At 72.3% G+C, this 14,216-nt stretch carries 11 protein-coding genes; 2 read left to right on the top strand and 9 right to left on the bottom strand.

Going from position 1 to position 14,216, the window contains the following annotated elements; translation table 11 throughout:
- Positions 1-175: 175 nt before the first annotated feature.
- Positions 176-1,978 (top strand): glycoside hydrolase family 15 protein, encoded by a 1,803-nt coding sequence (locus ACLJPL_RS27705; RefSeq protein WP_411083794.1) that lies wholly within the window; start codon positions 176-178, stop codon positions 1,976-1,978.
- A 61-nt stretch (positions 1,979-2,039) separates the two neighbouring features.
- Here the strand turns inward: ACLJPL_RS27705 and ACLJPL_RS27700 are convergent, their stop codons facing one another.
- Positions 2,040-2,870, bottom strand: coding sequence for an aminotransferase class IV family protein (locus tag ACLJPL_RS27700; RefSeq protein ID WP_411083662.1), 831 nt, complete (start codon positions 2,868-2,870; stop codon positions 2,040-2,042).
- A 64-nt stretch (positions 2,871-2,934) separates the two neighbouring features.
- On the opposite strand from ACLJPL_RS27700, the gene ACLJPL_RS27695 reads away from it, so the two are divergent.
- The gene (locus tag ACLJPL_RS27695; RefSeq protein WP_411083661.1) at positions 2,935-3,279 is read left to right on the top strand and encodes a MerR family transcriptional regulator; all 345 of its coding nucleotides are present in this window, start codon (positions 2,935-2,937) and stop codon (positions 3,277-3,279) included.
- Positions 3,280-3,323: 44 nt separating this feature from the next.
- Here ACLJPL_RS27695 and ACLJPL_RS27690 read toward each other — a convergent pair whose 3' ends face one another.
- The 8 genes from ACLJPL_RS27690 to ACLJPL_RS27655 form a co-directional block, all read right to left on the bottom strand.
- A complete protein-coding gene (locus ACLJPL_RS27690; protein ID WP_411083660.1) occupies positions 3,324-5,672 on the bottom strand; it encodes an arylsulfatase in 2,349 nt (782 codons plus the stop codon).
- Complete coding sequence (locus ACLJPL_RS27685) at positions 5,669-7,501, bottom strand: sulfatase (RefSeq protein ID WP_411083659.1); 1,833 nt, start codon at positions 7,499-7,501, stop codon at positions 5,669-5,671. Before ACLJPL_RS27685 ends, ACLJPL_RS27690 begins: the two co-directional genes overlap by 4 nt.
- Positions 7,498-8,331, bottom strand: coding sequence for a formylglycine-generating enzyme family protein (locus ACLJPL_RS27680; RefSeq protein ID WP_411083793.1), 834 nt, complete (start codon positions 8,329-8,331; stop codon positions 7,498-7,500). The genes ACLJPL_RS27685 and ACLJPL_RS27680 overlap by 4 nt, the downstream gene beginning before the upstream one ends.
- A gap of 104 nt (positions 8,332-8,435) precedes the next feature.
- Entirely contained in the window at positions 8,436-10,370 is a 1,935-nt protein-coding gene (locus tag ACLJPL_RS27675; RefSeq protein WP_411083658.1) for an ABC transporter ATP-binding protein, read from the bottom strand.
- Positions 10,367-11,275, bottom strand: coding sequence for an ABC transporter permease (locus tag ACLJPL_RS27670; protein ID WP_411083657.1), 909 nt, complete (start codon positions 11,273-11,275; stop codon positions 10,367-10,369). Before ACLJPL_RS27670 ends, ACLJPL_RS27675 begins: the two co-directional genes overlap by 4 nt.
- A 3-nt stretch (positions 11,276-11,278) precedes the next feature.
- Positions 11,279-12,223, bottom strand: a complete 945-nt coding sequence (locus tag ACLJPL_RS27665; protein WP_411083656.1) for an ABC transporter permease — start codon at positions 12,221-12,223, stop codon at positions 11,279-11,281.
- 1 nt (position 12,224) lies between these two features.
- Complete coding sequence (locus ACLJPL_RS27660; RefSeq protein ID WP_411083655.1) at positions 12,225-13,847, bottom strand: ABC transporter substrate-binding protein; 1,623 nt, start codon at positions 13,845-13,847, stop codon at positions 12,225-12,227.
- A gap of 278 nt (positions 13,848-14,125) precedes the next feature.
- Positions 14,126-14,197 (bottom strand): putative leader peptide, encoded by a 72-nt coding sequence (locus ACLJPL_RS27655; protein WP_311597362.1) that lies wholly within the window; start codon positions 14,195-14,197, stop codon positions 14,126-14,128.
- Positions 14,198-14,216: the final 19 nt, after the last annotated feature.

Here is a 14,216-nt window from a genome sequence, read left to right as displayed (position 1 = left end):
GGGGACCGTCGCGCGGATCTTCGTACCGCGTCGTATCCTGCTCGGACACTCGCTGCCGAGACGGCCGGACGGCGGCACCACCCAGCCCGCTCAAACCGGTACGGGACTCGTCGGTTCCCCTACACCCAGTAAGCGCCCCGGACGGGGCGACATGGCCGTTCGACTGGAGACGCACGTGGCCGGGCGCATCGAGGATTACGCACTCATCGGAGACATGCAGACCGCTGCCCTGGTCTGCCGGGACGGTACAGCGGACTGGCTGTGCCTTCCCCGCTTCGATTCGCACGCCGTCTTCGCAGGACTGCTGGGCACCGAGGAGCACGGCTTCTGGCGTCTGGGTCCGGCGAGGCCGGAAGGAGCCGAACCGCTGTCCGCGGACCGGCGCCGCTACCGAGGTGATTCCCTCGTCCTGGAATCGGAATGGGACACACCACGCGGGACCGTACGGGTGACCGATTTCATGCCACCGCGTGACGGCGCACCGCAGCTCATCCGGATCGTGGAGGGCGTCAGCGGCCGGGTGCCGATGCGCTCGGAACTGCGCATGCGGTTCAGCTACGGCCGGGTGACGCCGTGGGTGCACAAGGTCGACGGCCGCACGGTCGCCGTCGCCGGGCCGGACTCCGTCTGGCTGGACACCCAGGTCGACACCTTCGGCAAGAACCTCACCACCTACTCCGACTTCACCGTGGCCCCCGGCGACCGGGTGGCGTTCACGATCAGCTGGCAGCCCTCGCACCGCGAGCCGCCCGCGCTCCCCGACCCGGAGGGGTCGCTGGAGGCCACCGAGCTGTTCTGGCGCGAGTGGGTCGACCAGTGCACGTACCACGGGCCCTACCGCGAGGCGGTCGTCCGCTCCCTGATCACCCTCAAGGCGCTGACCTACGCACCGACCGGCGGCATCGTCGCGGCCCCGACCACGTCGCTGCCCGAGGAGATCGGAGGCGTACGGAACTGGGACTACCGCTACACCTGGCTGCGGGACGCCGCGATCACCCTCTCCTCACTGCTGCGCACCGGCTACCGGGAAGAGGCCCGCGCCTGGCGGGAGTGGCTGCTGCGGGCGGTGGCGGGCGACCCGGAGAACCTCCAGATCATGTACGGCATCGCCGGCGAGCGCGAGCTCGGCGAGGCCGAGCTCGACTGGCTGCCCGGCTACGAGAACTCCGGCCCGGTCCGGGTCGGCAACGGGGCGGCCAACCAGCTCCAGCTGGACGTGTACGGCGAGGTCACCGAGGCGCTGCACCTGGCGCACATGACGGGCCTGACCCGCAACGACTACGCGATGGGCCTCCAGCTCAAGCTGATCGAGTACCTGGAGAAGCACTGGGAGGAGCCCGACGAGGGCATCTGGGAGGTGCGCGGGCCGCGCCGGCACTTCGTGCACTCCAAGGTGATGGCCTGGGTCGCGGTCGACCGGACGATCAAGCTGGTCGAGTCCGGGGACGTCGAAGGCCCGCTGGAGCGGTGGCACCAGCTGCGCGACGACATCCACCGGGACGTCTGCGAGCGGGGTTACGACAAGGAGCGCAACACCTTCACCCAGTCCTACGGGTCGAAGGAGCTGGACGCCTCCCTGCTGCTCATCCCGCAGATGGGCTTCCTGCCGCCGGACGACAAGCGGGTCATCGGCACGATCGAGGCGATCCAGCGGGAGCTGTCCACCGAGGACGGCTTCATCCTGCGCTACCCCACCGAGGGCGAGGACGCGGGCGTCGACGGTCTGGCGGGCGACGAGGGCGCGTTCCTGGCCTGCTCGTTCTGGATGGCCGACGACCTCGCGATGATCGGCCGGGTCGACGAGGCGCGCCAGCTGTTCGAGAAGCTGCTGTCGCTCCGCAACGACCTGGGGCTCCTCGCGGAGGAGTGGGACTCCAACCTCCAGCGCCAGGTGGGGAACTTCCCGCAGGCGTTCAGCCATGTGCCGCTGATCGACACGGCGCTGCGGCTGACGGCGAGCGGGGCGTACGTGGGCTGAGGCCCGCTCCGTCCTCACGGTGGCCGCCCCGGGTTCTTCCGGGGCGGCCACCGTGCGTTCCTCAGGGCGCGGTGAGCGGTTCGGCCTCGAACGCGCCGTGCAGCGCCTCCAGGAACCGCGGCGCGGGAGGCAGTTCGGTGGCGCCGATGCGGTGGACGGCGATGCCCGGGTTCCAGGAGTTCATGACGGCCGCTCCCGCGAGGTGGGGCAGGTCGTCGGGGGTGACCGGCTCGACCCGCTGGTCGATCCCGAGCTTGGTCAGCTGCCGGCGGACGATACCCAGCGTCGTACCGGTCAGGATCCGGGCCTCGGGCCAGACCACCGCGTCGCCGTCCCAGAACACCAGGTTCCAGATCGTCGCCTCGCTGAACCGGCCGTCGCGGTCCAGGAAGGCGGCGTCGTCGAATCCCCCGGCGACGGCTCGGCGGAGGAGATGGGTCTTGGCCACCTCGCCGACGTGCTTGACGTGCGGCAGGTACCGCTCGTGTTCCGCCACCGCCAGGGCGAGCGGGCCGCCGGGGCCGGAGGAGGGCGCTCCGGTACGCACCAGCAGCCGGGGGTCCGCGTCGGCAGCGGTGAACTCTCCGGCCGGGGAGTACACCGTGGCCGTCAGCGACAGGTCGGCCGGTTCGTGGGCGGGGGCGCCGCGGAGGTGGTCCTGGAGCGCCGAACGGAGCCGCGAGCGGACCAGGTCCTCGGGCAGGGCCCGGCCGAACAGCTCCACCGACGCGGACCGCAGCCGCTCCAGGTGGAGGTCCAGGCCGCGGACCTTGCCGTCGCGGACCTGCATCGCGGTGAAGTGGGCGTGGCCTGCGAAGGCGAGGGGCGTGAGGTCGTCCGCGGTCGCCGTCCGGCCGTTCACGTGTACGAGGTTCGGGGTGTCTGTGCTCATGGAGGGAACGCTAAGGTTTGACACCGGTGACAAGGTCAAGCGCCGATGCGAAAGGCGGGGGAACATGCTGGTCGGAGAGTTGTCCAGGCGCACGGGCGTCAGCGCGCGGTCGCTGCGGTACTACGAGGCGCAGGGGTTGCTGGAAGCGCGGCGCGGCGCGAACGGCTATCGCTCGTACGACGAGGACGCCATCGCCTCCGTACGGAAGATACGTGCGCTGCTTCGGGCCGGGCTCTCCACCGACGTGATCCGTCAGGTGCTGCCGTGCGCCCGGGGCGAGCAGCCGGAGTTCGACTGGTGCGCGGACCTGCGGGCCATTCTGGACGGTGAGCTGACGGACCTGGACGAGCAGATCGAGGCGTTGCGGCGCAGCCGGGGCACGCTGGTGGGGTTGCTGGCCGAGCGATGACGTGAGCCGTCCGGCCCCCGGGGGCACCGGGGGCCGGGGCCGTCCTACTCGAAGGCCGCTGCCGCCTGCTTGAGCGCGGCGGCGACCGCCTCCGGCGCGTCGGGGCCGGGTTCGCCGGGGGTGTAGGTGACCGAGCGCAGGACGCCTTCGTAGCGGAACGAGCGGTGGCGCTCGAACAGCGGCCAGGAGACCGGGGACTTGCGGTCGATGCCGACGCTGACGCCCTGGAACGGGGCCATGCCGATGAGCTGGTGGACGCTGGGGGGCGCGGCCCTCACCTCGCCGTCGACGCTGACCGTGAACGACCAGCGCAGGCCCTTTCGCGCCGTGGCGGTGAGCACGACCACGTGTTCCCCCGGCGCGAGCGGCCCGGCGTCGGTCTCGTGCAGGACGCCGTACTCGTTGTACGCGAGGTTCAGCCGCCCCTCCTCGACGTACAGGCTGTAGCCGCCGCCCTGGTCGCCGTGGGAGACGAGCACCCCCTCCCCCGTCTCGTCGACGACGACGGTGATCTCGAAGGAGCGCAGGGAGACCAGCCGGGAGGAGCGGTAGCGCTCCAGCTCCGGGGTGCCGGGCAGCAGGGTCAGCGGGCGGGCGAGCCGTTGTTCGGCGGGGTTGCGGCGGGCGAGCGCGCCGCTGCCGTCGGGGAGCGGGAAGACCCCGTTGCGCCAGGCCGCCGCCTCCCACGCCTCGGACAACTCCTTGACCAGGCCGGGCTGTTCGGCGGCCAGGTCGTGGATCTCGGTGGGGTCGGTGCGGATGTCGTAGAGCGCCCACTCGGAGTCGTCGTAGGGGGTGCCGGGGCGGTGGAGGGTGACGAGCTTGTGGCCGGCCCGGTAGTAGCTGCGGTTGCCGGTCATCTCGCAGTACTGCTCGGGGTGGGTGGAGGCGTGGTCCGGGTCGGCGAGCACGGGCGTGAAGCTGATGCCGTCCGGCTCCTGGAGGGTGACCCCGCGCCGCTCGGCCGGGCGCTCGATGCCGGCCAGCCGCAGGAGGGTCGGGGCGATGTCGGTGACGTACTGGTACTGGCTGCGCACCCCGGGGGCGAGCAGCCCTTCGCGGGCGCCCCTGGGCCAGGACAGGACGAACGGGACGCGGACCCCGCCGGCGTACGTGTGGCCCTTGTAGAGCCGGAAGGGGGTGTTGGAGGCCATGCCCCAGCCGCGCGGGTAGTGGACCAGGCTGCGCGGGCCGCCGATGAGTCCGGGGTCGCGGTCGACGTCGGGGGTCCAGTCGCCGGGGAGGGCGGGGTGGTGGACGAAGCGGCTGAAGTAGGAGCGGGTGCCCTCGGCTCCGCCTTCGCCGGTGCCGCCGTTGTCGGAGGTGAAGACGATGATGGTGTTGTCGAGTTCGCCGAGCGCTTCGAGGGTGTCGGTGAGCCGGGCCAGGTTCTGGTCGATGTTGTCGACGAGCGCCGCGTACACCTCCATGTACCGGGCGTACAGCCGCTGTTGCTCCTCCGTGAGGCTGTCCCAGGCGGGGACGTCGAGGCCGGCCTCGCTGTTGCGGTCGGGCAGTTGCGTGCCGGGCGGCAGGAGGCCGGCGGCGAGCTGGGCGGCGAAGCGGCGCTCGCGCAGGACGTCCCAGCCCTCGTCGTAGCGGCCCTGGTGGCGGGCGATGTCCTGCGCCTTGGCCTGCAACGGGCCGTGGACGGCGTTATGGGCCAGGTAGAGGAAGAAGGGCTTGTCGGGGTCGTGGGCGCGCAGCGACTTCACCATCGAGATCGCCTGGTCGGTGATGTCATCGGTGTAGTAGTAGTCGTCCGCGAACTCGTCGATGTCCAGGGGGCTGTTGTCCCGGACCAGTTGGTGCGGGTGGAAGAGGCTGGTGAGCCCTTCCAGCACGCCGTAGTACTGGTCGAAGCCCTTGTTCAGCGGCCAGTTGTCCCGGTCGTCGGCCGCGTTGGACGCGGAGTCGCGGACCAGGTGCCACTTGCCGACCGCGTAGGTGGCGTAGCCGGTGTCGTGGAGGAGTTCGGCGAGGGTGGGGATGTCGTCGGCGATCTCCATGCCGTAACCGGGGAAGCCGGGGTCGGAGTTGGCGACCATGGAGTAGCCGACGCGGTGCGGGTTGAGGCCGGTGAGCAGGGCGGCGCGGGCCGGGGAGCAGAGCGGCATGGTGTGGTAGTTGGTGAGCCGGACGCCCTCGTCGGCGAGGGTGTCGAGCGTGGGCGTGGCGATCTCGGAGCCGAACGGGCCGATGTCGCTGTAGCCCATGTCGTCGACGAGGACGACCACGATGTTGGGGGCCTTCTCGCCGGGTGCCGTGCGCGGCGGCCAGGACGGCCGCGACTCGGAGAAGGTGCGGCCGATCCGGCCGGGGAAGCCGTCGTAGGGGTCGCGGCGGGTGGGCGTGGCGGTGGGGGTGTCGCGGCGGGTGGGGTCGGTGGTCATCGGCTGGGCTCTCCGTCATGGCTGGGGTGGTGGTCCGGTACGTCCGGTGCGGGGAAGAGGCGGGCCAGTTCGTCGGCCAGGGCGGTGAGTCGGGGCCGGTCGGGGTGGCCGGTGAAGGCGGCGATCTGGAGGAGGGTGGAGCCGCCCCGGACGGTGAGCAGCTCGGTGTCCAGGAGGCCGGGGACGATCCGGCGGACCGCGTCGGCCGCCGCCGGTTCGGCCAGCAGATCCGCCAGTGGTGTACGGAGGTTGAGCGCGCCCTCGGTGAACTCATCGGAGCGTGCGGCGGGTTGGCGTCCCGCTTCGGCCCGCTCGCGCTGGGCGTCGACCAGGAGGTGGGCCTCGGTCACGTCCTCGGGGGCGTGCGGGAGGCCGAGGCGGGCGTACTGGTCGAGAGGGGCGTCGTTCTCGCCCAGCCGCTCCACCAGCAGCCGCAGCATCCGCAGTTCGACGGCGGGGTCGCTGATCGGCTTCTCCTGCTGGGGGTCGGCCGCCAGGTCGAAGAGGAGCGTGCCGAAGCGCTGCGGCCCCAGGAGCGGGGAGGGGTGGGCCGGGATGCGGAGGGTGGGCACGCCCTTGGTGAAGGTGAACGGTTCGGCCAGGGTGAGGCCGGTCAGCTCCTCGGGGGTGAAGCGGCCCCGGATGCGGGTGGGCATCAGCGTGTGCTCGTACAGCGGCTGGTTGGTGTCGTCGTGGCAGGCCCGCATGTAGACGTACCGGCCGTCGGTGATGTTGACGTGGCCGCCGAACATCCCGAACAGGGCCGATGCGCGCGGCTGTCGAGCGTCGGCGCTCTCGCTCAGCGGGCGGCCCCGCATGTCCGGCGGGCGCTCCGCGCCGAAGAAGTCCAGCAGGGTCGGGGCGAGGTCGATGGTCTGCACGAGCGCCGCGTCGCGGGTCCCGGCGCGGTCGGGGCGGCGCGGGTCGTGGACGAACAGCGGGGTGTGGACCAGCTCGTCGTACCAGGGCGTCACGACCTTGGCCCACCACCCCTTCTCGCCCAGCAGATAGCCGTGGTCGGTGCAGACGACGAGCAACGTGTCGTCCCACAGCCCGAGTTCGTCCATAGCGTCGAGCACCCGGCCGAGCGAGTGGTCGCACATGGAGAGCAGCGCCGCGTACTCGTAGCGGGCGTGCCGCTCCTGCTCCTTCGTCTCGGTGACCCGGTTGTAGTCGGGCCAGTCGAAGTGCGGGCCTTCGTAGTCGTGCGGGTAGAGGTCCTTGTAGTGGTCCTGGGTGAAGAAGGGTTCGTGCGGGTCGAAGGTCTCGATCTGGACGAACCAGTCGTCCTCGGTGTGATTGGTCCGCAGGAACTCCAGGCCGGCGTCGAAGGTGAGGGTCTGCGGCTGCTTGGCCTCGGTGTCGAGGTGCTGCCGGTTGACCCAGTCCTGGCGCCAGAGGTCGTTGCGGGTGGCGCGCGGGCTGTCGGGGATCTCCGGGTCGGCGACCTGCCCCTTCCAGGCGTCGCCCTCCTGCCCCCGGAAGAACTCCCAGGAGTTGTACCGCCCGTGGTAGGTGGCCCCGCCGTCCTCCCAGTAGTGCTGGTGGTCGCTGACCAGGTGGGTGTACACGCCGTGCCGCTTCAGGATCTCGGGCATCGAGTCGTCGAACGGCTCCAGCGGCCCCCACCCCCGGTGCAGGAAGTTGTGGCGTCCGGTGTGGAGTTCGCGGCGGGCCGGCATGCAGGGCATGGAGCCCGCGTAGCAGGTGTCGTAGGTGACCGTGCGTTCCGCCAGGCGGCGGAAGTTGGGGGCGTGGGTCCAGTCCGCGCCGTACGGGGGCAGCAGGTGCCGGTTGAGGCTGTCGAACATGACCATGACGGCCTTCACGCGGTGTTCCGTCCTTCCGCAGCGTCGTCGGGCTTCAGGTCGCGGGCGCGGCGGAAGCCGCCGTGGCCGGTCGAGGAGTCGGGGGTGTTGTGGGAGCGGGCGGCGACCCGGTAGCGGTTGCAGTACGAGGCGTGGCAGAGGTAGGAGCCGCCCCGGATGACGCGCTCGCCGGGCCCGAAGGCGTCCGCGCACCACTCCCAGACGTTGCCGGAGGTGTTGTGGAGCCCGTAGCCGTTGGGTTCGTACGCGGTGACGGGCACGGTGCCCGTGCGCCCGCCGGGCCGCTCGGAGCGGTGCGGGAAGCGGCCGAGCCAGGTGTTGCACATCTCGCGGCCGCCGGGGGTGAAGTCGTCGCCCCAGGGGTAGCGGGCCCCTTCCAGGCCGCCGCGTGCCGCGTACTCCCACTCCGCCTCGGTGGGCAGCCGGGTGCCGGTCCAGTCGCAGTAGGCGAGGGCGTCGTCGTACGAGATGTGGACGACGGGGTGGTCCGCGCGGTCGGCGAGGTCGGAGCCGGGCCCTTCCGGCGCGGCCCAGTGCGCGCCGGTGACGCCGAGCCACCAGGGCGCGCCGGGCACCCGCCCGAGGACGTGGCGTTCGGCGGCCCCGGGGTGCAGCAGCAGGTGGAAGACGTAACTGCTGCCGTAGCGCTCGGCGTCGGTGCGGTAGCCGGTGGCGTCCGCGAAGGCCGTCCACTCGGCGTTGGTGACGGCGGTGGCGTCGATGGCGAAGGGGGCCACGGTCACGTCCCGGACCGGCCCCTCCCGGTCGGCGAGGTAGCCCTCGTCGAAGGCGTCGCCCATCGTGAAGGTTCCGCCGGGGAGGTGGACCATCCGCCCGGAGTCGGCGGCGACCGGTCGGCGTACCGCCGGGAGCGGCAGCACCGCCGTGGCCCCCGGCGACCCCGTACAGGCGCGTCCCGGGGTGCAGCAGGCGCTCACGCGAGCACCTCGGACTTCCGGATCGCGGCCTGTACGGGTACGGGCTCGGGCGCGGCCGCCAACAGGGCCCGGGTGTACGGGTCCTGGGGGTTCTCGCAGACGTCGTCGGCGCTGCCGCTCTCCACGATCCGGCCCTGGTGCATGACCGCGATGCGGTGGCTGACCTGGCGGACCACGGCGAGGTCGTGGGCGATGAAGACCAGGGCGAGGCCCAGGTCGCGCTGGAGATCGGTGAGCAGGCCGACGATCTGGGCCTGGACGGAGACGTCGAGCGCGGAGACGGGTTCGTCGCAGATCAGGACGGTGGGCTCGGGGGCGAGCGCGCGGGCGATGCCGATGCGCTGGCGCTGCCCGCCGGAGAAGGAGCGCGGGGTCCGGTCCGCGACGGCCGGGTCGAGCCCGGCCAGGGTGAGGAGTTCCGCGACCCGGGCCTCCCGCTCGTCCCGGTCGCCCAGGCCGAACGCGATCAGCGGTTCCGCGACGATCTGGCCGACCGTCATCCGGGGGTTGAGCGAGGCGTAGGGGTCCTGGAACACCATCTGGATCTGCCGGCGCACCGCGTGCAGCTCGCGGCGCGAGGGCCGGGTGACGTCCTGGCCGCGCAGCCGCACCGTGCCCCCGTCCGAGGGGTGGGCGTGCGCCAGGACCCGGGCCAGGGTGGACTTGCCCGAGCCGGACTCCCCCACGATGCCCAGGGTCTCGCCCTCGGCCAGCGTCAGCGACACCCCGTCGAGCGCGGTGAACCCCCGCCCGCGCACCCCGCGCCGCTTGTACGTCTTGCGCAGGCCGTCCGCCTCCAGGACGACGGCCCCGGTCGCGGGGCGGTCGATGCGGGTGGGCGGCGGGGGCGCGGGCAGCGGTTCGGTGCGCCCGGCGGCGGGCAGGCAGGCCGCCCGTACCCCGCCGGTCAGCTCGACGAGCGGGGGCGTCGCGGTGCGGCAGCGGTCCTCGACGAGGGTGCAGCGGTCCGCGAAGGCGCAGCCGTCCCCGAGGAGGGTGAGGTCGGGCGGGGAGCCGGGGATGCCGGTGAGCCGGGTGCCGGAGGGGGCGGAGAGGCGGGGGACGGCGGCCAGGAGCCCGGCGGTGTAGGGGTGGCGGGGGCGGGTGAGGACCTCGGCGGTCGGGCCGTCCTCGACGACGGCGCCGCCGTACATGACCAGGACGCGTTCGCAGGAGCGGGCGACGACGCCCATGTTGTGAGTGATGAGGACGAGGGCGGTGCCCGTCTCGCGGTTGAGGTCGGCGAGGAGGGTGAGGATCTGCTCCTGGACGGTGGCGTCGAGCGCGGTCGTCGGTTCGTCGGCCAGCAGGATGTCGGGCTCGCCGGCCAGCGCCATCGCGATCAGGACGCGCTGGCGCTGCCCGCCGGAGAACTGGTGCGGGTGGTCGTCGACGCGGCGGTGCGGTTCGGGGATGCCGACCCGGTCGAGGAGTTCGACCGCCCGGGCCCGGCGCGCGGCCCGGTCGCGTTTGCCGTGGGCCCTCAGCACCTCGTCCAGGTGGCGGCCCACGGTCAGCACCGGGTTCAGGGCCGTCATCGGGTCCTGGAAGATCATGCCGATGCGGGCGCCGCGCACCGCGCGCAGCTCCTCGGCGCTCGCGGCGGCGAGGTCCTGGCCGTCCAGCAGGACCGATCCGGTGGACAGACGCCCGGTGCCGGGCAGCATCCGGGTCAGCGCGAGCGCGGTGGTGGACTTGCCGGAGCCGGACTCGCCGACGACGGCGAGCGTCTCACCCCGGCGCAGGGTGAAGGAGACCTCGCGCACGGCACGCAGCACGACACCGCCGGGGGCGGTGAACTCCACCCCCAGGTCGCGGACTTCGAGCAGCTCGTGGGCGGCCGGCCGCGCGGCGGCGGCCCTGGGCGTGAGGGCCTCCACGGTGTGCGGCCGGGCTGCCGCCGATGGCACGGCGTGCGGCTGGGCGGTCATCGGCGTACCTCCCGGTTGAGCGCCTCGGCGATGAGCGAGAGTCCGAGGACGAGCGCGGTCACGGTGATCAGCGGCCCGGCGGCGAAGTGCGGGGCCTGGGCGAGATAGGGCATGGACTGGCTCAGGACGGAGCCGAGCGTGGGCTCCGGCGGCCGGACGCCCACCCCGAGGAAGCTCATCGCGCCCTCGATGAAGACGGCGACGGTCAGCGACACGGCGACCTGGACGATGAGCGGGTCGGCGGCGTTGGGCAGGATGTGCCGGACCAGCACCCTGGGGCCCGAACTCCCCCCGACCCGGGCGGCGGTGACGTACTCCCGCTCCCGCTGGACGAGGATCCCGCCGCGCAGCAGCCGACCGAACGCCGGGATCTCCGCGAGCGCGATGACCATCACCACGGGCAGCCGGCCGGGGCCGAGGATCGCGGTGACGGCGAGCGCCAGGATCAGGCCCGGGAAGGCCAGGATGAGGTCGAAGATCCGCTGTACGAGGGTGTCGAGCACCGGGTGCGCTGCCGCCGCCAGGGCGAACAGGCAGCCCAGGACCGCGCCGATGGGGACGGCGATCGCGATGATCTCCAGGTCGGCGCGGATGCCGTACAGGACGCGGCTGAGCAGATCGCGGCCGAGGTCGTCGGTGCCGAGCGGGTGCCCGGGCGTGCCGAGGGCCGCGAGGCTCAGGGAGCTCTGGTCGGTGGGCCCGTGCCCGGCGACGAGCGGCGCCAGCAGCCCGGCGAGGACGACCGCGCCGACGAGGGCGAGGCCGGTGCGGGCGCGGGCGGTGGAGAGCGCGGCGCGGTAGGGGTGGCGGGGGCGGGAGGTCTTCCGGGGGCCGCCGCCGGGCTTCCGGCCGGGTTTCCGCAGGGTCGCCGGGGATGCCGGGGCGAGGTCGGGGGTCGAGGTCATGGGTCACTCCCACCTGATCCGGGGGTCGAGCCAGGCGTAGACGAGGTCGGTGAGCAGCTGGACGACGACGAAGACGGCGACCAGGAGGAGCAGCAGGTCCTGGACGACCGGGTAGTCGCGCCGGCTGAGGCCCTGTTCGGCGAGCTGGCCGAGGCCCGGCCAGGCGAAGATCGCCTCGACGAGCACGGCCCCGCCGAGCAGGTGCCCGGTCTGCATGCCGAGCAGGGTGACGACGGGCGGGAGGGCGTTGGGGAGGGCGTGCCGCCACAGCAGCCGGCGCGGGGCCACCCCGGCGGCGGTGGCGGTGCGGATGTAGTCCTCCGCGAGCGCGCGTTCGATCCCGTCCTTGAGGTAGCGGCCGAGGACGGCGGCGCTCGGGAGGGCGAGGCAGAGCGCGGGCAGCAGCAGGTACTGGGCGGCGAGGTCGGGGGCCCCGAAGAACGACACCCGTCCGCCGGGCGGCAGCACCCCGAGGACCACGGCGAACAGCAGCACCAGCAGGACGCCGCTGACGAAGGGCGGCACCGCGAGGGCGGCGGTCGTCGTCACCCGGATCGCGCTGCGGACCCAGCCGCTGCGCGAGGTGGCCCCGAGGATGCCGAAGGCCGTACCGAGCACGATGACGAACAGCAGCGCGGCGGCGGTGAGTTCGGCGGTGGCGCCGAGCCCGTCCCCGATCAGGTCGGAGACCTGGCCGCCGATCGCGTACGAGGGTCCGAGGTCGCCGGTGACCAGTGAGCCGATCCAGTGCGCGTACTGGGAGAACAACGGCGCGTCCAGGCCGAGCCGTTCGCGGATCGCGGCGACGGTCGCCGCGTCCGCGTCGGGCCCGGCCAGTGAGGACGCCGGGTCGCCGGGGACCAGCCGCAGGATGGCGAAGATGAGGAAGGACGCCGCGAGCAGGATGAGGAGGGCGGAGGGCAGCCGCCTCAGCAGGTAGCCGCGCATGTCACGCCAAGTAGGCGTCGTCGAGGTTGAGATACGAGAACTTGTTCAGGGCGACGCCGTGCAGCCGGTCGGCGTTGACCTGGACCTGGCCGCGTACGACGAGGTCGATGATGAACGCCTCGTCGAGCAGGATCCCGGAGATCTTCTCGTGCAGGGCGTTGGCCTCCGCCGCGCTCGTCTCCGGCTTCGTCCACGCCTCCTGGACGACCTTCGTGTACGCGGCGGACCGGTACTTGGAGGTGTTCTTCGCCTCGTTGAACGGGTACGCGCTCACCGCGAGGGTGGAGGGCTGGACCTGGGCGAAGCCGTGGCCCATGGACCAGAGCGCGGGCATCTGCTGCGAGATCAGCTTCTTCTGCGCGGTGGCCCCGTCGGTGGGCTCCAGGGTGGTGTGGACGCCGATCTGCTTGAGGTCGTACTGGATGGACTCGGCGATGGCCGTCTCACCGGGCAACGCGATGTGCAGCAGGGGGAATTGGAGCTTGCTGTGCCCGGCGGACTTCAGCAGTTCGCGGGCCTTGCCGGGGTTGTGGCCGTAGTGGGTGCGGTGGGCCTCGCTGAAGGCGGGCGAGGACTTGGGCCACGGAGCGGCGGAGGCGAGACCGTAACCGCCGAGGGTCTGCGCGAGGAGCCGGTCGCGGTCGATGGCCCACGCGAGGGCCTGCCGGACGGTCTTGTCGTTCAGCGGGGCGATGGTGGTGTTGACGCCGAGGTAGATGGCGCCGGCCCCGGTGTCGTAGTTGGTGATCTTCAGCTTGGGGTCGCTCTTGACGACGCTGAGGCTCTTGCCGGGGACGCCGAAGGACAGCTGGGACTGGCCGGAGCGCAGGGACGAGATCAGCGCGTCGGCCTGGGCTATCACCCGCAGTTCGACGCCGTCGAGGTAGGGGCGGTCCGGCAGCCAGTAGGTGTCGTTGCGGGTCAGGCTCAGCCCGGAGCCGGGGCTCCACTTCTTCAGCTTGAAGGGGCCGGTGCCGATGAGCTTCTTGCCGGTGACGGCGTCCTCGACGGTCTTCTCATCCGTGATGATCATGAACTCGAAGAGGTCGAACAGGTTGTTCACCCGGTGCGCGAGCTTCAGCACCAGCTCATGGTCGCCGCGCTTCTCGAACCCGTTGACGGCGGCGGCCGTGCTGCGCAACTGGGCGGCGCGCACGGGGTTCTGGAGGTTCTTCACCGCGAAGATCACGTCGTCGGCGGTGAAGGGCCGGCCGTCGTGGAAGGTCACGTCGTCGCGCAGCTTCAGCGTGATGCTGCGCCCGTCCTTGGCGTACGTCCAGGAGGTGGCGAGCTCCGGCTTGGGGGTGAGGTCGTCGTCGTAACGCGTCAGGGTGTTGTAGATCAGCCGCTGCTGGAGGGACTGGCCGCTCTGCGCGAACAGCAGGGCGGGGACGAAGTCGGCGCTGACGGCGAGGTTGAGGGTGCCGCCGCGCTTGGGCTTGGCGCCCTCCTCCCGGGGAGCGGACGAGGTCTCCGAGACCGCCGAGCGGCATCCCGTCAGGCCCAGTCCGAGCAGCAGGGCGCCGCCGCCGCCGGCGAGCAGGGTGGAGCGCCGGGAGAGTCCGGCGGACGCGGGCGTGGACGGGGACGCGGACGCGGACGGGGAGGAGTGGAGCTCGGTCATCGAAGCCTGCCTGTGACAGTGAGGGACGGTGGGATGGGGCGGTGAGGTGCGGCGAAGCTGCCGCGGGCGGCGCTAATTGATTCCGCTGCGGGAGCAATTGATCGGAGACGTGGGCGTCACCGACGCACGGGTGTACGGGTGCGGAGGCGTACGGAGTCAGGTCGTACGGGTCAGGAGCGGGGCGACCGCGAGAGGTGACGCACCGAGGCGCGGGATCAGCGCTGCTCGGAGGGGTGCCGGGCACCGGGCCGGGTCCGTGGAGCGCGGAGGGGTCCGGGTCAGCCGCGGACGGCACAGACCGCGCTGGCCTGTCGACAGAGGTCGACGTGCCTGCGGGAGATGAGGCGCATGTCCGGGTTCACGGGAGCA

The organism is Streptomyces sp. cmx-18-6 (assembly GCF_046548915.1).
GTDB lineage: Bacteria > Actinomycetota > Actinomycetes > Streptomycetales > Streptomycetaceae > Streptomyces.
Note: the sequence above shows the minus strand (reverse complement) of the source record. Positions and strands in the feature narration are given on the sequence as shown.